23 protein-coding genes and 1 pseudogene are annotated in these 19,890 nt (G+C 73.7%); 16 read left to right on the top strand and 8 right to left on the bottom strand.

Annotated elements, in window-relative coordinates:
* The first annotated feature begins 5 nt into the window (after nucleotides 1-5).
* From F1615_RS19490 to F1615_RS19465, 6 genes and pseudogenes are all read left to right on the top strand, one after another.
* A complete protein-coding gene (locus F1615_RS19490; RefSeq protein ID WP_149550272.1) occupies nucleotides 6-359 on the top strand; it encodes a VOC family protein in 354 nt (117 codons plus the stop codon).
* A 54-nt stretch (nucleotides 360-413) separates the two neighbouring features.
* A pseudogene (locus tag F1615_RS19485) lies at nucleotides 414-604 on the top strand (UBP-type zinc finger domain-containing protein); the annotation flags it as partial.
* Nucleotides 605-710: 106 nt separating this feature from the next.
* Nucleotides 711-2,030: a CAP domain-containing protein gene (locus tag F1615_RS19480; protein WP_149550271.1), complete on the top strand. Its 1,320-nt coding sequence runs from the start codon at nucleotides 711-713 to the stop codon at nucleotides 2,028-2,030.
* A gap of 68 nt (nucleotides 2,031-2,098) precedes the next feature.
* Complete coding sequence (locus F1615_RS19475; protein ID WP_149550270.1) at nucleotides 2,099-2,776, top strand: AIM24 family protein; 678 nt, start codon at nucleotides 2,099-2,101, stop codon at nucleotides 2,774-2,776.
* A gap of 82 nt (nucleotides 2,777-2,858) precedes the next feature.
* Nucleotides 2,859-3,818, top strand: coding sequence for a threonine/serine dehydratase (locus tag F1615_RS19470; protein WP_149550269.1), 960 nt, complete (start codon nucleotides 2,859-2,861; stop codon nucleotides 3,816-3,818).
* A gap of 79 nt (nucleotides 3,819-3,897) precedes the next feature.
* Nucleotides 3,898-5,538 carry a serine/threonine-protein kinase gene (locus F1615_RS19465; RefSeq protein WP_149550268.1) on the top strand — a complete coding sequence of 547 codons (1,641 nt, stop codon included), beginning with the start codon at nucleotides 3,898-3,900 and terminating at the stop codon, nucleotides 5,536-5,538.
* Here F1615_RS19465 and F1615_RS19460 read toward each other — a convergent pair.
* The gene (locus F1615_RS19460; RefSeq protein WP_149550267.1) at nucleotides 5,497-6,975 is read right to left on the bottom strand and encodes a serine hydrolase domain-containing protein; all 1,479 of its coding nucleotides are present in this window, start codon (nucleotides 6,973-6,975) and stop codon (nucleotides 5,497-5,499) included. The two genes, F1615_RS19465 and F1615_RS19460, sit on opposite strands and share 42 nt — an antisense overlap.
* A gap of 72 nt (nucleotides 6,976-7,047) precedes the next feature.
* On the opposite strand from F1615_RS19460, the gene F1615_RS19455 reads away from it, so the two are divergent.
* A complete protein-coding gene (locus F1615_RS19455) occupies nucleotides 7,048-8,019 on the top strand; it encodes an LLM class F420-dependent oxidoreductase (RefSeq protein WP_149550266.1) in 972 nt (323 codons plus the stop codon).
* 107 nt (nucleotides 8,020-8,126) lie between these two features.
* A complete protein-coding gene (locus F1615_RS19450; RefSeq protein WP_149550265.1) occupies nucleotides 8,127-8,552 on the top strand; it encodes an SsgA family sporulation/cell division regulator in 426 nt (141 codons plus the stop codon).
* A 43-nt stretch (nucleotides 8,553-8,595) separates the two neighbouring features.
* Here the strand turns inward: F1615_RS19450 and F1615_RS19445 are convergent, their stop codons facing one another.
* Nucleotides 8,596-9,093 (bottom strand): DUF6328 family protein, encoded by a 498-nt coding sequence (locus tag F1615_RS19445; RefSeq protein WP_149550264.1) that lies wholly within the window; start codon nucleotides 9,091-9,093, stop codon nucleotides 8,596-8,598.
* Between the two features lie 144 nt (nucleotides 9,094-9,237).
* Here F1615_RS19445 and F1615_RS19440 point away from each other — a divergent pair, with 144 nt between their 5' ends.
* A complete protein-coding gene (locus F1615_RS19440) occupies nucleotides 9,238-9,576 on the top strand; it encodes a hypothetical protein (protein ID WP_149550263.1) in 339 nt (112 codons plus the stop codon).
* A gap of 9 nt (nucleotides 9,577-9,585) precedes the next feature.
* Here F1615_RS19440 and F1615_RS19435 read toward each other — a convergent pair whose 3' ends face one another.
* From F1615_RS19435 to F1615_RS19425, 3 genes are all read right to left on the bottom strand, one after another.
* On the bottom strand, nucleotides 9,586-10,569 hold the full coding sequence (locus F1615_RS19435) for an aldo/keto reductase (protein ID WP_149550262.1): 984 nt from the start codon (nucleotides 10,567-10,569) through the stop codon (nucleotides 9,586-9,588).
* A 64-nt stretch (nucleotides 10,570-10,633) separates the two neighbouring features.
* Entirely contained in the window at nucleotides 10,634-11,344 is a 711-nt protein-coding gene (locus tag F1615_RS19430; protein ID WP_149550261.1) for a ribonuclease H family protein, read from the bottom strand.
* Between the two features lie 30 nt (nucleotides 11,345-11,374).
* The gene (locus tag F1615_RS19425) at nucleotides 11,375-12,169 is read right to left on the bottom strand and encodes a VOC family protein (protein ID WP_149550260.1); all 795 of its coding nucleotides are present in this window, start codon (nucleotides 12,167-12,169) and stop codon (nucleotides 11,375-11,377) included.
* A gap of 162 nt (nucleotides 12,170-12,331) precedes the next feature.
* On the opposite strand from F1615_RS19425, the gene F1615_RS19420 reads away from it, so the two are divergent.
* Nucleotides 12,332-13,237: an SGNH/GDSL hydrolase family protein gene (locus tag F1615_RS19420; protein ID WP_149550259.1), complete on the top strand. Its 906-nt coding sequence runs from the start codon at nucleotides 12,332-12,334 to the stop codon at nucleotides 13,235-13,237.
* Between the two features lie 174 nt (nucleotides 13,238-13,411).
* On the opposite strand, the gene F1615_RS19415 is transcribed toward F1615_RS19420, so the two are convergent.
* Nucleotides 13,412-13,894, bottom strand: coding sequence for a VOC family protein (locus tag F1615_RS19415; RefSeq protein ID WP_149550258.1), 483 nt, complete (start codon nucleotides 13,892-13,894; stop codon nucleotides 13,412-13,414).
* A 213-nt stretch (nucleotides 13,895-14,107) separates the two neighbouring features.
* On the opposite strand from F1615_RS19415, the gene F1615_RS19410 reads away from it, so the two are divergent.
* Complete coding sequence (locus F1615_RS19410) at nucleotides 14,108-14,764, top strand: ATP-dependent Clp protease proteolytic subunit (protein WP_149550257.1); 657 nt, start codon at nucleotides 14,108-14,110, stop codon at nucleotides 14,762-14,764.
* Entirely contained in the window at nucleotides 14,764-15,366 is a 603-nt protein-coding gene (locus F1615_RS19405) for a ClpP family protease (RefSeq protein ID WP_149550256.1), read from the top strand. Before F1615_RS19410 ends, F1615_RS19405 begins: the two co-directional genes overlap by 1 nt.
* 27 nt (nucleotides 15,367-15,393) lie before the next feature.
* On the opposite strand, the gene F1615_RS19400 is transcribed toward F1615_RS19405, so the two are convergent.
* Nucleotides 15,394-15,780 carry a helix-turn-helix domain-containing protein gene (locus F1615_RS19400; RefSeq protein WP_149550255.1) on the bottom strand — a complete coding sequence of 129 codons (387 nt, stop codon included), beginning with the start codon at nucleotides 15,778-15,780 and terminating at the stop codon, nucleotides 15,394-15,396.
* 243 nt (nucleotides 15,781-16,023) lie between these two features.
* Here F1615_RS19400 and F1615_RS19395 point away from each other — a divergent pair, with 243 nt between their 5' ends.
* A complete protein-coding gene (locus F1615_RS19395; RefSeq protein WP_149550254.1) occupies nucleotides 16,024-16,911 on the top strand; it encodes an RNA polymerase sigma factor SigF in 888 nt (295 codons plus the stop codon).
* Nucleotides 16,912-16,935: 24 nt separating this feature from the next.
* Here the strand turns inward: F1615_RS19395 and F1615_RS19390 are convergent, their stop codons facing one another.
* Entirely contained in the window at nucleotides 16,936-17,391 is a 456-nt protein-coding gene (locus tag F1615_RS19390; RefSeq protein WP_149550253.1) for an ATP-binding protein, read from the bottom strand.
* Nucleotides 17,392-17,536: 145 nt separating this feature from the next.
* Here F1615_RS19390 and F1615_RS19385 point away from each other — a divergent pair, with 145 nt between their 5' ends.
* From F1615_RS19385 to F1615_RS19375, 3 genes are read left to right on the top strand one after another with little or no spacing between them, the layout of a single operon-like run.
* Nucleotides 17,537-18,121, top strand: coding sequence for a PRC-barrel domain-containing protein (locus F1615_RS19385; protein WP_149550252.1), 585 nt, complete (start codon nucleotides 17,537-17,539; stop codon nucleotides 18,119-18,121).
* Nucleotides 18,118-18,552: a PRC-barrel domain-containing protein gene (locus F1615_RS19380; RefSeq protein WP_167533796.1), complete on the top strand. Its 435-nt coding sequence runs from the start codon at nucleotides 18,118-18,120 to the stop codon at nucleotides 18,550-18,552. Before F1615_RS19385 ends, F1615_RS19380 begins: the two co-directional genes overlap by 4 nt.
* Before the next feature lie 59 nt (nucleotides 18,553-18,611).
* On the top strand, nucleotides 18,612-19,880 hold the full coding sequence (locus F1615_RS19375) for a streptophobe family protein (protein WP_149550251.1): 1,269 nt from the start codon (nucleotides 18,612-18,614) through the stop codon (nucleotides 19,878-19,880).
* Nucleotides 19,881-19,890 lie beyond the last annotated feature (10 nt).

Genomic DNA, 19,890 nt, shown 5'->3' with positions numbered 1-19,890 from the left:
CCCGCATGACTCTGACGTGGGAGCAGGTAGTGATGGACGCCGCCGATCCGGTGGCTCTCGGGAACTGGTGGTGCGAGGCCCTCGGGTGGGTGGTGGTGAACGACGAGCCCGACGAGTTCGAGATCCGGCCGGCCCCGGACCGTCTGCCGGGGATCGTCTTCGAACCGGTGCGGGAGGGCAAGAGGGGCAAGAACCGGCTGCACCTCGACTTCCGGCCCGACGACCAGCAGGCGGAGGTCGCCCGGCTCCTCGCGCTCGGCGCGCGTCACGCGGACGTCGGCCAGGGCGAGCAGTCGTGGGTGGTCCTGTCGGACATCGAGGGCAACGAGTTCTGCGTGCTGTCCTCCCGCCGCACGTGAGACCCGTCCGTACCCGAGCGGACGGACGCGAACGCACATACGATGGGCAGGGCCTTCATGGCCACCGGGCATCCCGTGGTCCGCAGCTACGAGCCGGGCGAGGCCTGGTTCTGGAACTACGCCACCGACGAGCTGTACGAGTCCGGCCCCGGCCTGGCCCGCCCGTGAGCCACGCGGCCGACCAGCCGGCACCGGGCCCGGCGGGCCGGGTGCCGCGTGACTGGGCCAAGACGCTGCGCCGCTGAGCGCCCGGGCGCGGGAGCGGGCGCGGGAACCCCGCGCCCCCTGCTCGTCGTTGTCCGGACACCCCCACCAGGTCCGTGTCTACGACGACTTCATCAGGGCGGCGTGATGAGCGAGTTGGTCCCCGGCGGCAATCTGGCCCTCCCGGGCGGTGCCGTGTCCGTCCGGGTGCCCGGGCCCTTCGACGTGTCCGCGCTGATCACGGACGACGGCGGAAAGGTGCGCGGCGACGGCGACTTCGTGTTCTACAACCAGCCGTCCGCCCCGGGAGCCCGGCTGCGCGGTGACACGCTCACCGTCGAGCCGGCGGCGCTGCGCCCCGGCGCCACCCGGGTCACGGTGGCCGTCAGCCCCGCCGGCCCCGGCACCCCGCTCAGCGCCCTGCCCACGCCCGTGCTCCTGGTCGCCGACGGCGGCGGACGTCCGCTCGCCCGCTTCTCACCGCCTCCGTGCCGGCAGGAGACCGTCCTGCTGCTCGCGGAGGTCTACCGGCGCGGCGAGGGCTGGAGACTGCGCGCCCTGGGACAGGGGTACGCCGACGGACTGGCCGGACTCGCCCGGGACTTCGGGGTGGACGTGGAGGAGGACGACGGAGGCGTCTCCACGCGGACGGCACCCGTCGCCCCGCCCCGCCCTGGCGCCCCGCCGTCCGCCGGGGGCGGCTTCCTCGATCTGGTGAACTCGGCACGGGCCGCCGCCGGTTGCCCTCCGGTCGCCCACGACGCGCGGCTGGCCGACGCGGCGCGGGAGCACGCCGGCATGATGGCGCGGGGCGGACGCCTGGGCGTCGAGGGTGTGGACGGCGTCTCCGTCCACCAGCGCGTCGTGGCCGCCGGGTACCCGTATCTCGCCGTCGGCGAGCACCTGGTCTCCGGCCCTCCCACCGTCGCCCTGTTCCTGGACCACTGCCTGCGCCACGAGGCGGCCCGCCGCACCGTGTGCGACCCGGTCTTCACCCACGCCGCCGTGGCGTCCGCCGGCGGTGACGGGTCCGGGGACACCTACTGGACGGCCCTGTGGGCCAGCCCGCTCACCCCGGACGGCCTGGACCGCACGGTGGGTGAGGTCGTCGACCTCACCAACCGGGAGCGGGCCGGGGCCGGGCTGCCGCAGCTGTCCCGCGACCCCCTGCTGACGGCGGCCGCGCAGGCGCACAGCGCCGACATGGCGGCCCGCGACTTCTACTCCCACACCGCGCCGGACGGCAGCGGGCCGGGGGACCGGGCCGCCGCCGCGGGCTCGGTGAGGCGGACGATCGGCGAGAACATTGCCTGCGGACAGCGCTCGGCCGCCGAGGTGGTGCGGGGGTGGATGAACAGCCCCGGTCACCGCGCCAACATCCTCAAGGCCGACTTCACCCACCTCGGCGTCGGTTTCGCGGGCGGCGGCCGGTCGGGCACGTACTGGACCCAGCTCTTCGGTGGCTGAGGGCCGAGCGCCCGTGTCGGCCGTACATGATCCTGGCGGAGGGCAGGAGTCCGGGCGAGGATGCCTCCATGAAGGGTGACCTGTTTTCCAGTCAGCACATGGTGCGGCCGGCCACGGCCGCCGGCATGACGATCGAGAACGCCAAGTGCGTCCGCTACACGGTCGACGGCGAGATGCTCGCCCGGCAGGGCGCGATGGTCGCCCACCGCGGCAACCTCCGGTTCGAGCGCAAGGGCCAGGGCGTGGGCGGCATGCTCAAGCGCGCGGTGACCGGCGAGGGGCTGCCGCTGATGGCGGTGCGCGGGCAGGGCGAGGCCTGGTTCGCGCACGAGGCGCAGAACTGCTTCATCGTCGAGGTCGACCCCGGCGACGAGTTCACCGTCAACGGCCGCAACGTCCTGTGCTTCGACGCCTCGCTGTCGTACCGCATCGCGACCGTGAAGGGCGCCGGCATCACCGGCGGCGGTCTGTTCAACAGCGTCTTCACCGGGCACGGCCGACTGGGGCTGGTGTGTGACGGGAACCCGCTGGTCATCCCGGTGTCGCCGCAGTCCCCTGTCCATGTGGACACGGACGCGATCGTCGGCTGGACCGCGGGTCTCGCCACCTCGCTGCACCGTTCGCAGTCGCTGGGCTCGATGCTGCGCGGCGGATCCGGCGAGGCCGTACAGCTGATGCTGCAGGGGGAGGGACATGTCGTGGTCCGGCCCAGCGAGGCGACACCGCACAAGGCCCAGCAGCACTGAACCTCGTTGACCCCGGCCGCCCCGCGAGCCAGGGTGGATCACGGCGCGGATCGCCACCCCCCGCGCCGGAAAGGTGGCAGTCGTGATCGGGATCGCCGACATCGAGACCGCGGCCGGGCGGATCGCCGGGCACGTGGTACGGACGCCGACCGTGCCGAGCCCCGGGCTCTCGGCGCTGCTGGGCGCCCCGGTCACGGCGAAGCTGGAGCTGCTGCAGCGCACCGGTTCGTTCAAGGTGCGGGGCGCGGCGGCGAAGCTGCTGTCGCTGAGCGAGGCCGAGCGGGCCGCCGGGGTCGTTGCGGTGAGCGGCGGCAACCACGGGATCGCCCTGGCGGTCATGGCCGCCGCCCTGGACGTGAAGGCCACGGTGGTGATGCCGCGTTCGGCGCCCGTCCGGGCCGTGGAGATCGCGGAGTCCGCGGGCGCCTCGGTGCGCGTGACCGACGACATGGACGGCGCCTTCGCCCTCATGACGCGGCTCCAGCAGGAGGGGCTGACCCTGGTCCATCCCTTCGACGACCCGGTGGTGATCGCCGGCCAGGGCACCGTGGGGCTGGAGTTCGCCGCGGACGCCGGGGACCTCACGGACGTACTGGTGAGCATCGGGGGCGGCGGACTGATCGCCGGTGTCGCGGCGGCGCTGCGGGCGCTGCGGCCCGGGGTGCGCGTCTGGGGTGTGGAGACCGAGGGCGCGCAGGCGATGTCCGAGGCACTGACGGCCGGCGGCCCGGTGCCGGTGGGGCTGACGTCGATCGTCTCCACGCTCAGCGCCCCGGCGGTGTCCCAGCTCACGTACCGGCATGTCTCGGAGCTGGTGACCGAGGTGCTGGTGGTGCCGGACCGGGAAGCGGTGCGGGGCTCCCTCGACCTCGCGGACCACGCCAAGGTGTGGGCGGAGCCGGCGGCCGGCTGTCTGCTGCCCGCCGCGCGGCGGGTGCTGGAGCGGGTCGGCGAGGGGGCCCGGCTCGGTCTGGTGGTGTGCGGCGGCAACGCCACCACCGGCGACATGATCGCCTGGACGGAACACTTCGAGCTTCGCTGACCCCTCCTTTGAACGGATCCCGCCCGCTCCCCCGTACCACTGGGGACAGCGGGATCCAGCGGTTCGACGAGGGATGGCCATGGGCAGGGCGCACGTCTCCACAGACCAGCCGGTCGGCGGCCGGTACCGGCTGGTCGAGATCACGCATCGTGAACCCAATCGCGTCACCTGGTACGCCGACGACCTGCAGACGGGCCGCCCGTGCCTGGTCACCCGCACCGAACTCCCGCAGGACGCCGGTGAGGCCGCCCGCCGCGCCCCCTCACGCGTCCTGCGGGCCACGGAGACCGTGGCCCGGCTGTGCCCCGGCCGGATCGCCACCGTGATCGACACCCTCGGCGAGGACGGCCTCCTGTGGACCGTCACCGCCTGGATCGACGGCACGCCCCTGGACGAAGTCCTCGCCGAGCAGGGCACGTTCAACCATGTGCGGGCCGCGCGCATCGCGCTGGAACTGCTCGACGTGCTGGACGCCGCGCACGCCGAGGCCGTCACGCACGGCGAACTCAGCCCGGGCCAGGTGTTCCTGTGCGAGGGCGGTCCGGTCGTCGTCACCGGGTTCGGCCTGGCCGGGAGCACGTCGGCGCCGCGGCTCACGGCACCGTCGTACGCCTCTCCGGAGCAGGCCCGCGACCAGCGGATCGGTCCCGCCGCGGACCTGTGGTCGCTCGGCGCGATCCTCTACACGATGCTCGAGGGGCGCCCGCCGTTCCGGGACCGCGGCAGGCCCGAGGCCACGCTGAGGGGGGTGGACCGGCTGCCGCTGCGCAGCCCGGTGCGGTCGGGGCCGCTCACCCGGGTCGTCCAGGGGCTGCTGCGCAAGGACGCGCGGGAGCGGCTGACCCGCCAGGTGGTCCGGGAGGCGCTCACCCGGGTCCTGCGCGAGGACCCGGTCGCCGTCGAGGCGGCCGTGCCCGGCCCCCGGCTGCGCGGCGGGTACACCGCCGGACTGCGCCGCGCGGGCCGGGAGCGGAGCAGGAGGACCATGGTCCTCGGCACCTCGCTGGCCGTCGTCACCGTGGCGGTCGCGGTGCTCGCCGTGACGCGGGGACTGCCCGGCTCGGGCTCGGGCTCGGGCTCAGCCGCCGGAGCGCCGCCCTCGTCGGCGTCCGCGCCGACGGGTTCCGCGCCTTCGGGTTCCGCGCCCTCGGGTTCCGGCGCGCAGGACGGCGGGGACGCCCCCGGTGAGCGGGCCCCGGCCCCGCCGTCCGCCGCCGCTCCGCCCGCCCCGTCCCCGTCGGGCACCGGGGGCCTCCCGCCCGGCTACCGGACCTACCGGGCCCCGGAGGGCTTCTCCGTCGCGCTGCCCGACGGCTGGGAGCGGCTGGACACCTCGCGCGCCTCCGGCCTGGCCTACCGCGTGACCTTCGGCGCCGAGGGCGATCCGCGCACGCTCGCGGTCACCTACAGCGAGCGCGTGGGGACGGACGCCGTGGCCGTGTGGCGGGACGACGTGGAGCCACCGCTGGAGCGGTCCGGCGGCTACGAGCGGATCGGCGCGATCGAGGCGAGGACCTATCAGGGGCGCGAGGCCGCCGACATGGAGTGGTACGCCGAGCACGACGGCACCCGGCTGCGCACCTTCGGCCGCGGCTTCCTCCTGGGCGGCGGGCGCGGCTACTCGCTGCGCTGGACGACCCCGGCCGCCGACTGGGAGGAACCCGCGAGCCGCGAGGCGTTACGGACCTTCCTGCGGACCTTCCGTCCGGGCGCGGACTGAGCCGCGCGGGGCGCGCAGCCTGCTCAGCGGCCACGCGTGCAGCGGGCGGGTGAGCCAGCGCGCCCGGAAGGTGCGGTCGGCAAGGGAGCACACGACGCTCAGACGGTGCGGCGTCTCCAGGAACACCACGTCCACGGTGAGGGTGCCGTCGTCGGTCCGGCCGCCGCTCACGGCGGCCGGGACGGGCTGCTCGGTGACGGTCCACCCCTGTCCGTCGAACCGCGCGTCGAACGGCTCGCCGTCCTCCGTGAGGCGCAGGATCCAGCCGTCGCCGTCCGCAGTGACCTCGGCCGCGGTCAGCTTCGGCCGGCCGGCGCAGATCCCGCCCTCGGGGGCGAACACGGCGCCGGCCCAGTCCGCGGCCCGGTGCGGCGGTACGGGGCCGCCGCCGGCCGGGGGCAGGGCGAGCCCGTCGAGACGCTCGCGCAGAGCGGCGTCCGCGGCCTCCCGGCCGGGCAGCGGCGCGGCGTGGAAGGCGGGCAGGAGGTGCCGCCAGACCAGGTCCAGGTACTCCTGCATCTGCTCGGTGGCCGTCGTCGCGGCGATCACCGCGTCGTGCTCGGGCAGGACGAGGCAGAACTGCCCGTACGCGCCGTCGCCCCGGAATCCGTGCCGGGAGATCCAGAACTGGTGTCCGTAGCCGCGGTCCCAGTCCTGCCGGTCCCCCTCCCCCATGGCGCCGGCGGTCGGTATGTGCGGGCGGGAGGCGCGGGCGACCCATCCCTCGGGCAGCAGCCGCTCGCCCTGCCAGACCCCGTCGTCCAGATAGAGCTGACCGAGCCGCGCGACGGCGTCCGTCGTGGCGTGCAGACCGCTGAAGCCGATCTCGCGGCCGGTGCGGTCCCGCTGCCACCCCGTCGCGCCGATGCCCAGCGGGTCGAACAGCCGGGGGCGCAGGTAGTCGGTGAGCGACTGCCCGGTGACCCGCTGCACGATCGCGCCGAGCGTGTACGTGCACGGCTGGTTGTACGCGAAGACGGTGCCCGGATCGCGCGGGGGCGGCTGGAGCAGGAACCCGCGCACCGGTTCGCCCGGATCGGTGCCGAACGCCGCGTCGACGGTCTCGCCCTCGTGGCCGCTGGCCATGGACGCCACGTGCCGCACCAGGATCGCCCGGCTGCGCGGGTCGGTGATGTCCGCCTCGAACTCCGGGAAGTATGACAGCACCGGGGCGTCGAAGTCGATCAGCCCCTCCTCCTCGGCGAGAGCGGCGGCGGTCGCGGTGAAGCTCTTGCTGAGGGAGTACAGCAGGTGGGGGCGCCGCGCGGTGTACGGCGCCCACCAGCCGGAGGCCACGAGGTGGCCGCGGCGCAGGATCATCAGGCTGTGCGGTTCGATGCCGGGGGCGGCCTCGAGGGCGTCGAGGAAGGCGTGGACACCGGACGCGTCGACGCCCTGGGCGGCGGGGGCGGAGGCGGGGAGAGTGCGGGCGGTCATGGGGCCATCCTGCCCGGGTGGCAGGCGGGTGATCCATCGTTTTCCCCGGGCGCGGCCGGGGACCCGGGCGGCATGGTGCACATCGGATACACAATGATGACCGAGCAGGCCGGTCCGCGTGAGCTGGTCGCGCACGTGGTGCGGGCGGAGGAGGCGGGGTTCGACTTCTCGGTGACCTCGGACCACTACTTCCCCTGGCTGGCGTCGCAGGGTCACTCGCCGTACGCCTGGAGCGTGCTGGGCGCCGCCGCGCAGGCCACCTCGCGCATTCCGCTGATGACGTACGTGACCTGTCCGACGTTCCGCTACCACCCGGCGGTGGTGGCGCAGAAGGCGGCGACGGTGCAGCTGCTGTCCGAGGGCCGCTTCCGGCTCGGGCTCGGCTCCGGCGAGAACCTCAACGAGCACGTGGTGGGCGGCGGCTGGCCGGCCGTGAACGTGCGGCACGAGATGCTCGAGGAGGCGGTGGAGATCATTCGCGCCCTGTTCGGGGGCGGGCACGTGAACCACCGGGGCACCCACTTCGACGTCGAGTCGGCCCGGCTGTGGGACGTGCCGGACGAGCCGCCGCCGATCGGCATCGCGGTGTCCGGGAAGCGGTCCTGCGCCCTGGCGGGCCGGCTCGCCGACCTGGTGATCGCCACGGAGCCCGAGGCGGAGCTGCTCGACGCCTTCGACCGGCACGGCGGGCAGGGCAAGCCGCGGGTGGGTCAGCTGCCGGTGTGCTACGACCCCGACCGGGACGCGGCCGTGGCACGCGCCCACGACCAGTTCCGCTGGTTCGGCAACGGCTGGAAGGTCAACTCCGAGCTGCCGCACCCGGACTCCTTCGCCATGGCGACCCGGTTCGTCCGCCCGGAGGACGTCGCCGGGTCCGTCCCGTGCGGCAGCGACCCGGCGGACTTCGTCGAGGCCGTCCGCCCCTACGCCGAGGCGGGCTTCACCGAGATCGCCCTCGTGCAGATCGGCGGCGAGTCGCAGCCGCGGTACCTGGACTGGTCGGAGAAGACGCTGCTGCCGGCCCTGCGGGACGCGTTCGGCTGACACCGGCCGCGGCGCGGGGTACTGCGTTTCACCCGTAGGGCCGAGCATCTTGCGCGGATGCGGGGTACTAGAGGGCTTTACGTCGGTGACTTCCCGGAGGCCTTCTCGTGAACTCGTTCGTGCACAAGACCCTGGTGGTGGAGCTCCAGGCGGGCGTCACGGATCGCTTTCCCGTACTCGCCCACCTGACTTACGACCCGTCCGACCCGTTCGCCGTCACCGTCGTCTTCAGTCATGACGGCCGGGTGCTCGCCCGCTGGCAGCTGGACCGCGAGATGGTCACCGACGGTCTCACCCGCCCGGTGGGGATCGGGGACGTGCGGCTGCGCCCGGAGTCGCGAGGGGTGGGCAGGGAGCTGCGGATGGAGTTCCTCGGTGAGGCGCACGCCGACGGCGGCCGGCACCACGCGGTGGTGTTCGCCTGGGCCGAGGCCGTCGGCGAGTTCCTGCACGAGACCCGCCGGATGGTCGCGCCGGGCTGCGAGGAGGTCCATGTGGACGACTTCCTCGCGGACGTTCTCGCGGGGAGCTGAGCCTTCGGGCGCGCGGGACCCGGGTCCTCGCGCGCCCACGCCGTCATCGCGTCGTGTGGCGGTACCGGGTCCACATCGGCAGGCCGAACCAGCACAGCAGGTACCAGCCCACCACTCCGGCCACCAGGTAGGGGACGAAGCCGTCGTCGGTGGCCACCCGCAGGATGAGCAGCAGCGAGGAACTGGTGGTGGCGAGCAGGAGCAGCAGGCCGAGCAGAGTGAGCCGGGAGGCCCACCGCACGGCCTGCGGTTTGATGCGCCGTCCGGAGACGAGCCGGTGCAGGGAGACCGGGCCTATGAGCGCGCCGGTGGCGCAGGCGCCGAGGACGACGGTGACGATGTAGATGGTCTGATCGGTGTCGGACAGGTCCGCGTACTTCGGGGTGAACACGACGGTCAGCAGGAAACCGAAGAGGATCTGCACACCCATCTGGGCGACCCGGACCTCCTGGATGAGCTCCGTCCACATCCGGTCCGCTCTCTCGTCCTCGGTCTCGTTGCGACCTCGGCGCCTGACTTCGCCCCGCTCCGTGTCCGACACGGTGCCTCCCTACGTGCGTATCGGTGAGTTCACCACCCCGCCTTCCCCGAAAGCCGCCGTCCTCCCAGGCCGGGTGACGGTTTGGGGGCGAGGGGCACGGTTACACGGACGGCGATGACACCGAGGCCAGGAGGTCGGGGACGCATGTCGGACACCCAGCTCACCGTGACGCTCAGCGGCGGGGACGTCGAGGACGCCCGAGCGGTCGTCCGGGCCCTGGAGGGCGCCTTCGGGGCGCCGGACCAGCGTCCCTCCGAGGAACACGCGACGGTCCGCGTGGCGACGTTCACCGGGGAGGGGACCGGGGACGCCGGGGAGGCGGACGCCGGGTCGCTGTCGGCGCCGGTGACCGTCACCGTGCAGGGCACCCCGGAGGCGGTGCGGCGGGCGAGCGACACCCTCACGCGGTCCTTCACGGCACGCGACGAGGGCGTCGTCTCGGGCGACCAGGAGCAGGAGAGGCAACTGCTCCTCCAGCCGTGATCCGCGCCGCTACCAGCGGGACTCCACCTGGTCCTTGATCCGCCGGTCGTAGAGGTCCCGGATCGCCGTGAGCGTCGCGTCGGACAGCTCCGGCAGCCGGGCGGCGGCCGCGTTGGCGCGAGCCTGCTCGGGCGAGCGGGCGCCGGGGATGACGGTGGTGACGCCGGGCTGCTGGATGATCCAGCGCAGGGCCAGCTGGGCCGGGGTGCATCCCTCGGGGGCGAGCGCGGCGAACTCGGCGGCGGCCTCGACGCCGGTCGCGTAGTCGACGCCGGAGAAGGTCTCGCCCTGGTCGAAGGCCTCGCCGTGCCGGTTGTAGGTGCGGTGGTCGTTCTCGGGGAAGACGGTGTCGCGGGTGTACGCGCCGGACAGCAGTCCGGAGGCGAGCGGGACGCGGGCGATGATGCCGACGCCCGCCTCGCGGGCGGCCGGGAGCACGTCGCGCAGCGGCTTCATGCGGAACGGGTTGAGGATGATCTGCACGCTCGCCACGTTCGGCCGGGCGATGGCGGTCAGCGCCTCCGCGCAGGTCTCGACGCTGACGCCGTAGGCGGCGACGCGCTCCTCCTCCACCAGGGTGTCGAGGGCGTCGAAGACCTCGTCGGCGGAGTAGACGGGGGTCGGCGGGCAGTGCAGCTGCACCAGGTCGACGCGGTCGACGCCGAGGTTGCGCCGGGAGCGGTCGTTCCAGGCGCGGAAGTTGTCCAGGACGTAGTTCCCGGGGATCTGGTCGACCCGGCGGCCCATCTTGGTGGCGACCAGCACATGCAGGTCGGGCCGCCCGCTCAGGAACGAGCCGATGGTCTGCTCGCTGCGTCCGTCGCCGTAGACGTCGGCGGTGTCGAAGAAGGTGACCCCCGACTCGGCGGCGGTCTCGAGCACCGCGAGGGCTTCCTTGTCGTCGACGTCGCCCCAGTCCGCCCCGAGTTGCCATGTGCCGAGACCGACCACGGAGGCGTGCTGTCCCGACCTGTCGAATGTGCGCTCGTCCATGCACGTCAGTCTGTCATCCGGAGCCGCCCGGCCGGGGGGCGGCTCCGCCGTCGCGGGTGCCCGCTCAGACGCTCTGGGCGGTCCGGCACTCGGGGTGGCCCCAGCCCTTGTCGTTCTTGGCGATGGGCTCGCCTGCCGCGTAGGACCGTCCGCACGGGCAGCGGCCCGGGAACTTCGCCTTGATGGTGCGGGAGGACGAGCCGCCGCCGCGCTGCCGGGGCGCCCTGGCCCCGCCGGAGCCCCGCTTCGCGGCGCCGCCCGCCGGGCGGTCCGGGGCGGCCGGCGGCTCGGGCGAGCCCAGCGCGCTGCCGGCGTCCTGCTGGGCGGTGGCCGCCTGGCTGGCCGCACGGTCGGCGAAGTCGTTGAGCCGGTCGCCGTCGACCTGGTGGGCGGGGACGTAGCGGAACTCCACCGAGCGGTTCTGCAGGAGGTCGTCGATGCGGACGACGAGTTCCTGGTTGGCGACCGGTTTGCCGGCCGCCGTGCGCCAGCCGTTGCGCTTCCAGCCGGGCAGCCAGGTGGTGACGGCCTTCATGGCGTACTGCGAGTCCATCCGCACCTCGAGCGGCACGGCGGGGTCGGTCGCCGCCAGCAGCCGCTCCAGGGCGGTGAGTTCGGCGATGTTGTTGGTGGCCGTGCCGAGCGCGCCCGCCTCCCAGCGGACCGGCGTCTCGGACGCGTCGGCGACCACCCAGGCCCAGCCGGCGGGCCCGGGGTTTCCCTTCGAAGCCCCGTCGCACGCGGCCACAACACGTTCACGCATGCGCCCGATCATGCCATGAGCGGGCGGGGAGCCCCGCCCCGCTCAGTCCACGTCGGTCGTCTTCGGCGTCTCGCCCGTGGTGGCCGTGATGTCGATCACGGAGAAGTCCGCGCCCTGGGGGTCGCTGATCGCCGCGAACCGTCCGAACGGCGTGTCCATCGGGCCGAAGCGCAGCACCCCGCCGCGCCCGGTCGCCCGGGCCACCGCCTCGTCGCAGTCCGCGACGGTGAAGTAGACGTTGATGTACGGCGGCACCTCGGGCGGGAAGTCGTCCGTCATCCGCATCCGGCCGAGCACGCTGCGCTCCCCCAGATCGTAGATCCGGAAGTCCGGCTCGTCCTCGAACCGCTTGGAGCGGTAGGAGAAGACGGCGGGGAAGAACGCGTCGGACTTCTCCGGCTCCCGGGTGAAGACCTCGGCCCAGCAGTAGGCGCCCGGTTCGGCCATCGCCTGGAACCCCTCGTGGGTGCCGGCCTGCCAGAGACCGAAGACGACCCCGCCCGGGTCGCGGGCGAGGCACATGGTGCCGAGGTCGCCGACCCGCATCGGCTCCATCAGCAGCTCGCCGCCGTTGTCCCGGATCCGCGCGGCGGTCGCGGCGGCGTCCTCGGCCGCGAAGTAGAGGCACCACTGCGAGGTGCCCTCCTGTCCGGGCATGGGCGGTACGACGGCCGCCACCGCCTTGCCGTCGGCGTAGGCCTGGGTGTAGTTGCCGAACTCCGACGACATCTCACCGAAGGTCCAGCCGAGGACGTCACCGTAGAAGCTCTTGGCTGCCTCGATGTCGTCGAACATCGCGTCGGCCCAGCACGGGGCCCCTTCGGGTGGTACGTCCATGGCTGCGGCCCTCTCCGGACGGGTGGTCGGTCCGGTTCCTCACGCTAGCCACCGCACCCACCGCCCGCGCGCCGGGCGGCCGTCGGCGCACGGCACGTCTTCCCCGACGGCCCCGGCTGTGCTTGCCTGGGGAGCCGTTTCGCCGGACGGGGGAGCCGCCGTATGCGCAAGCCGTGGATCGTGTCCGTGGTGCTCGCCGCCGCGCTGCTCGGCGCGTGCACCGACCCGTCGTCCGGGCCCGAGGACGGTCCGCCGGCGCCCGCCTCGCCCAGGCCGTCGTCCACCACGCACCAGCGGCCCGCCGCCACCGCCCCGGCCCTGGACCCGCCCACGGTGTTGTACCTCGGGGACTCCCTGGCGATGGAGAACCAGAAGGTGCTCGGAGCGCAGCTGCGCGGACGGCTCCACGCCCGCTACACGAGCGCCCCCTACTCGGGCACCACGCTCTGCGACTACCTGGAGGGCTCCTCGGAGCGGTCCCTCGTGCCGGCGTCGGACAAGGCCGCGGCGCTGGTGCGGACGCTGCGGCCCGACTACGTGGTGCTGCAGTTCTGGGGCAACGCCTGGGGCTACACGCCGTGCATGGACGGGATCACCTACGACGCCTCGGAGGAGCGGTACCTCGAGCGGTACGCGGCCGACGCGCGGCGTCTGACCGAGCAGATCCGGTCGGCGGGCGGGGGCGATGGGCCGCGGATCGTCTGGGTGCTGCAGGGCCCGGATCCGATCACCCCCGACCGGGTGCGCCGGGTGAACGCGCTCTACGAGCGGCGGGCCGCCGGCTCCGGCGACCTCGTGGCCGACGCGGGAAGGACGGTGAGCCCGGCGGGGGCGCGGTACACCTGGACGCGGTACCTGCCGTGCGACGCCTACGAGCGTGCCCACCCGGAGTACTGCACCCGGCCCGGCGGCGACCGGACGGCCCTGCACCGCAACGACGACTACCTGCACTTCTGCCTGGCCCCCACGACGTCCACCCCGAAGCCGTGTCCGGTCCGGTCACCGGGGATCCTGCGGATCGCGCGGGAGATCACCCGCGTGATCGGGGACCACGCGCGCACGGACTGACCGGGGGCGCGACAACCGTTCGGCCCGGTGCCGGGCGAGGCACGCGGGCGCGGGTGGGGTCCGTCCGCCCGACCGGTGCCGCCGGCGCGGGTCCGGGCACGCCGTCCCCCACTCCCGCGCCGGACGGGCCCCGGCGCGGGAGTGCGCGCCGCCGGTCCCGCTCCGTCCCCGGCCTCACCCGCCCGCGTACGCCTCCTCCAAGGCGGCGAGGTCGAGCTTGCCCATCGACATCATGGCCTTCATGGCGCGGTCGGCCTTCCGCCGGTCCGGGTCGCTGATCATCTCGGTCAGCCGCACCGCGTTGACCTGCCACGAGACGCCGAACCGGTCCTTGAGCCAGCCGCAGGGGCCGTGCTCGCCGCCGCCCTCGACGAGCTTCTCCCAGTAGTGGTCGATCTCCGTCTGGTCGGCGCAGTCGAGCTGGAAGGAGATCGCCTCGCTGAACGTGAACTCGGGCCCGCCGTTCAGGGCGACGAACTTCTGGCCGTTGGCCGTGAACTCGACGGTGAGCACGGAGCCCTCGGCGCCGGGCGCGGCGCCGGTGTTCCGGACGACGTCGCCGAGGGCGGCGTCCTTGAAGACCGAGACGTAGAAGTTCGCCGCCTCCTCGGCCTGGCCGTCGAACCAGAGACACGTGGTGAATCCGTCGGTGGTCATGAGTACCTCCCGGGTGGGGGAACGCGGTCACGGGTGTCGACTTCTCGGCGCCGCGAAACTCATCGCCGCGGGCGGCATCGGGGGCGGGCGGGCCCTCTGCCCGTGGCGAATCTGCCGCGGGCAGAGATCTCCCCGCCCGCCGCGCCGGCCGGTCGACAGTGGGTGACACGCGGTCACCCGGCCGCGTTCCGACGAGCGACACCAGGAGCGCCGATGTCTCCACTCACCGCCGGCCCGTGGCCGGCCCCGCTGCCCCGGGCCGAGGACGGCGACACCCCGCCGGCCCCGTTCGACGACCGGCTCGCCGCCCAGTTGCTGGCCCAGCGGATCGTGCTGCTGGGCACGCAGGTCGACGAGGTCTCCGCGAACCGGGTCTGCGCGCAGCTGCTGATCCTGTCCGCGGAGGACCCGCGCACGGACATCGGCCTGTACGTCAACAGCCCCGGCGGCTCGGTGCACGCGGGACTGGCCATCTACGACACGATGCGGCTGATCCCCAACGACGTCTCCACCCTGGCGATGGGCTTCGCGGCCAGCATGGGCCAGTTCCTGCTCTGCGTCGGCACGCCGGGCAAGCGCTACGCCCTGCCGAACGCGCGCATCATGATGCACCAGCCGTCGGGCGGCATCGGGGGCACCACCGCCGACATCGAGATCCAGGCGCAGAACCTGGAGTTCACCAAGCGGACCATCGAGCGGATCACCGCCGAGCACACCGGGCAGACCCCGGAGACCATCTCCCGGGACGGCGACCGGGACCGCTGGTTCACGGCCGAGCAGGCCCGGGAGTACGGGATGGTCGACCGGGTGGTGGAGTCGCTGGACGACATCCGCCCGGCCGCGACACGGCGCAGGATGGGGCTGCAGTGATGGGGACTTACACGATTCCGAACGTCGTCGAGCAAACGCCGCGGGGCGAGCGGTCCTACGACGTGTTCAGCCGGCTGCTGTCCGAGCGGATCATCTTCCTCGGGACCGAGATCGACGACGGCGTCGCCAACGTCGTCATCGCCCAGCTCCTCCATCTGGAGTCGGCGTCCCCGGAGAGCGAGATCGCGGTCTACATCAACTCCCCCGGCGGCTCGTTCACCTCGCTCATGGCGATCTACGACACGATGGCGTTCGTCCGGGCGCCGATCTCGACCTTCTGCGTCGGGCAGGCGGCCTCGACGGCGGCGGTGCTGCTGGCCGGCGGGGACCCGGGGCGGCGGTTCGTCCTGGAGCACGCGCGCGTGCTGCTCGGGCAGCCGGCCACGGGCGGGGCGCGCGGCACGGCGTCCGACCTGTCGCTCCGGGCCAAGGAGATGGTGCGGATCCGCGCCCAGGTCGAGGAGGTGCTCGCCCGGCACACGCACCACGACGTGGCGACGCTGCGGGCGGACATGGACCGCGACAAGGTGTTCACCGCGCGGGAGGCCGTGGCGTACGGCCTGGCCGACGAGGTGCTGACCCGGCGCCTCGTCGCGGTGTGAGGCGCCGGGCGGTGCGGCGGGCCCGGGTCAGGCGGCCAGGCACAGTCCGTTGTGCGCGGAGCCGGACACGCCCCGGGGGCCGGAAGCCCGCCGGGCGGTGACGCGGACGAGCTCTCCGTGGGCCCGGGAGAGCAGGTCGCCGAGACCGAGGCCGAGCGCCTGGGCGGCGGCCGCGAGGACCTCCGAGGAGGCCTCCTTGCGGCCCCGCTCCACCTCCGACAGGTAGGGCATGGAGATCCGGGCCTCGTCGGCGACGTCCTTGAGCGTCCGCTCCTGGGCGAGCCGCTCCCTGCGCAGCACGTCGCCGACGAGGTCGCGCCACAGGGGTTCTCTGGGCGCGGGGGCCGGCGCGGCCGGGGCCGGGGCCGGTCGCAGGGTGATGACGCGGGCGTCGTTCGGGATGGGATTGGTCATTTCACCAGCCTAGGAATTCCGGACCGGAGGGGAAGGGAGCGGCGTTCCGCCCTGAGTGAAGGCGGTCCGGGACCGTGCCGGGCTGCCCCGCGGGGTCCTTCGGCGTACCCTGGGACGCAGGCGTGACAACCCGTGCGCGCCGTGTTTTCGAGCCACTCGAAAATCGGTGGGCATGGGTCGCTGAGAGCTGGGTACTCGCGAGGCTCAGGCACAGGGCAGCCGTGACGTTCGTGGGGAGAGGTAATGAAGACCGCCGTGATCCGGTCGCAGGCACAGGTAGTCGACGGGCAGACCGAGGCCGGGACCGGAGACGGAACCCCGCGGGGCGTGGTGGACCCGCGCACCGTCGCACCGCGCGACGCCAGGGAGCTTTCCCGCCAGTTCTTCCGTCGCATGGCGGAGCTGGAGGAGGGCACGCACGAGTACCAGTACGCGCGCAACACCCTCGTCGAGATGAACATGTCCCTCGTGCGGTTCGCGGCCGGCCGGTTCCGCGGCCGGGGCGACGACATGGACGACATCGTGCAGACCGGCATGATCGGCCTGATCAAGGCCATCGACCGGTTCGAACTGTCGCGCGAGGTCGAGTTCACCTCCTTCGCGCTGCCGTACATCGTCGGTGAGATCAAGCGCTTCTTCCGTGACACCACGTGGGCCGTGCACGTGCCGCGCCGGCTCCAGGAGCTGCGCGTGGAGCTGGCCAAGGCCCGCGAGGAGCTCGCCAGCCGGCTGGACCGGGAACCCACGGTCGCCGAGCTGGCCACGCTGATGAACATCACCGAGCGACAGGTCGTCGAGGGACAGATCGCCGCGAACGGGTACAACTCCTCGTCGCTGGACGCCGCGCTCACCGGTGACGGCCCGGAGAACGGCGAGTCGGTCCTCGCCGACTTCATCGGGGTCGAGGAGGAGGGCCTGCGGCTCGTCGAGGACTTCCACGCGCTCGCCCCGCTCATGGCGGAGCTCAGCGAGCGCGACCGGGAGATCATCCACCTGCGCTTCGTGGAAGAGGCGACCCAGGCGGAGATCGGTGAGCGTCTCGGCTGCTCGCAGATGCACGTGTCCCGTCTGATCAAGCGGATCATCGCCCGTCTGCGCGAGGGCATGCTCGGCGAGCTCGGCTGCGCCTGACCGGGTGGGGGACGCCGGGGCCGGTCAGCCCGCGTCGAGGCCGATCACCGCGCGCACGCGCTTGCCGACCGGCACCCGCTCCACACCGACGTCCCGGGCCAGCGCCCGGACGATCTCCAGACCGTGCCGCCCGACGCGCTCGGGGTCCCGGGGGAAGACGCGGGGCAGGGTGGCACTGCTGTCGTAGACAGCAACGGTGACCGAGGTGTCCGTGCCCTCCAGCTCGAGGATGTACGGCCCGTCGCTGTGCCGGTCCGCGTTGGTGACCAGCTCACTCACCACCAGCAGCACCGCGCCGTCCGTCCGCGCGTCGACGGCCGCGCACCACTCGGTCCTCAGCTGCTGCAGGAACTCCTTGGCGAAAGCCCGCGCGTCGGCGATGCATCCGGGCTCGCCCGTGAAGTGTGCCGCTCGCCGCAGCGGTTCCACGGGCACGTCGAAACCAGTCGGTATCACTGCCCCGTCCAGGTGGTAGATCATGCGTGTTCTCTCTGCGAAGCCGGATCGGCCGGACGATCTGCACCAGTCCTGGTACCCCGAGTCCGACGGCACAGTCCACCCCGATCGGTGTCCGGCCCGGCGGACGGGGAACCCGCAGTCCCGAGGCCGGCTGGGAGGGCGTGCCATGAACGGACTGACGGCGGTGCGGAGCCTGGCGACGCTGCCCGTGGTGACGCTGGGCGGCGATGTCGTAGCTCATGTCAAGGACACGGTCTTCGACACGTCGGCCGTGCGGGTCGCGAGCTTCACGCTCACCGGCCGGACCCTGTTGTCGGGACCCCTGCCGCGCGACCTGCCCTGGCCCGCGGTGCACTGTCTGGGCCCTGACGCGGTCATGATCCGCGACGCGGGGGCGCTGTGCGACCTGCCCCTGTCGATGGCGCGCCGCGACGCCGTGCGCGGGCGGCTGCTGGGAGCGCAGGTGCTCACCGAGGACGGCGAGGCGGTGGGCACGGTGCTGGACGTGCTGGTGGAGGCCGGCACCAGTGGCCGGCTCGTCGCCTTCCGGCTCGCCGCGAACCGTGAACTGGTGCACGGCTCCCGGCACCGCCGGCACCGGGTGTACGTGCCCAGGGGCGAGGCCCTGAGCGTCACCGGCCGGGCCCTGGTGATCCCCTCCCACGCGCGGACGTACGTCACCGACGACCTGCCGGCCTTCGTGGCCCGCGTCGGCGAGCGGCACGACCGCGGGAGGGGGGTGGCGTCATGATGCTGTTCTCGCGGGTCCGGGGGCTGCCCGTCCTGACGCCGGGTGACGCGGACCGTCTGGGCGAGGTGCGGGCGCTCACCGTCGACTCGGCGCCCTGGCGGGTCACGTCCGTCCGCATGGGACGCGGACGGCTGCGCAGGGGGGCCGTGGTGCCGTGGAGCGCCCTGCGCGCGGCCGGGCCCGACATGCTGATCGTGCGCCCGGCGGGGGGCCCCAAGGAGGTTCCGGCCCACCACGAGCTGATCGGCAGCAGGGTGCTCACGGAGTGCGGCGAGGAGCGCGGCACGGTGCTCGACGCGGCGTTCGATCCGGTCACCGCCCGCATCGAGGCGGTGCTGACGACGCGCGGCGAGCTGCCGCCCGAGCGTCTGCTGGGTCTCGGCGACCACGCCCTGGTGGTCCGCACCGGCCGCGCGCACCACCGGGTGTAGTACGACGCGTACGGACCTCCCGGCGGGCGCCGTCGGCCCGGGCTGCTTAGCGTGCAGACGTGAGCGCACGCACCTCCTCCGGCCCCGCGGTCGCCCGTCATGGCTGGGCGCACGCCCTTGTCGCGGTCCTCTGCGGTCTGGCCGCCATGGGGGTGGTGGCGGCCCTCGGACTGTGGGCGGCGGGAGCGGCGGACCTCCCGGGCGGTGCCTTCCCCCAGGTGGTCGCGGCGACCGTGGTGACGGCCGTCGGCGGCACGGTGGAACTCTCCGGGGACGCCGGCGGGCTGGCCGGCACGGAGGGCGGCCTGGCGGTCATCCCGCTGTCCGTCACGCTCACCGGGGCGCTCGTCGTCGGCTGGTGCTTCCTGCGTCCGCTGCGTCACCGGGCAGTCGCCGGAGCACCCGAGCTGGCCGGGTGGGCCGCGAGGATCGCCGTGGTGTGGCTGCTCGCGCTCCTCGGTCTGGCGCTCGCCGCCCGGCACAGCTTCGAGATCTCCCTCGGGGACGGTCCGCTCGGGGACCTGGGTGAGCTGTTCGGTTTCCGGCCGGTGGTCGGCTTCGCCGCCGATGTGCCGCTGACCCTCCTGATCGGCCTGGTGTGGCTGGCGGGGGTGCTGGTGGTCGCGCTGACGGTGTCCCCCGGCGCGCCACTGCCGGCCGGGCTGCTGCGTCCCGGGGCGTCGGCGCGTCCGGCGGCGCAGGCGATGGTGCGGCTGCTGCTCGCCGCGGTGGCCGTCGCTCTGGTCGTCGCGCTGGTCGTGGCCGCCACCCGGGGCCACCCGGTCGAGACGTTCGCCGTGATTCTGCTCGGGCTGCCCAACGTGGCCTGGCTCGCGCTGACGGTCGGGCTCGGTGCCACGTGGGACGGCAGGGTGGAGGGGCCGTTCGGGCTGCCCATGCCGCATGTGCTCGACGAGGTGCTGCGCACGCCGGACGTCTCGGAGCTGAACCTGGGCACACTCGTCGAGCGCGACGGCGGCGCGTGGTGGTGGCTGCTGGTGGCGGACGCGTTGCTGCTCCTCGCCGTCGCGTTCGTGGCGGCCCTGGCCCCGCCGGACGTACGGGTGTGGCAGCACTCCGTGCGCATGGCGGTGGCGCTGGCGCTGACGGTGCTGATGATCTGCCTCATGGCCCGCGTCTCCGCGCGGGTCGGGCTGTCCGTGCTCGGCATCGGTGATCTGGGCGAGGGGTTCTCCGGGGAGGTGCTGCTGGAGCCCAGAATGTGGAGCGCCCTGGGGCTGGCCCTGCTGTGGGGGCTGGTCACCGGCCTCGCCGGGGCGTCGGCGGCGCGTGCGGTGCGCCGGCGGGGCGGGGCGGCGGACGGCTGACCCGGCCGGG

Source organism: Streptomyces marokkonensis (assembly GCF_008312835.1).
GTDB classification, from domain to species: domain Bacteria; phylum Actinomycetota; class Actinomycetes; order Streptomycetales; family Streptomycetaceae; genus Streptomyces; species Streptomyces marokkonensis_A.
The sequence above is the reverse complement of the archived record's forward strand: the minus strand, read 5'-3'. Positions and strand labels throughout refer to the sequence as shown.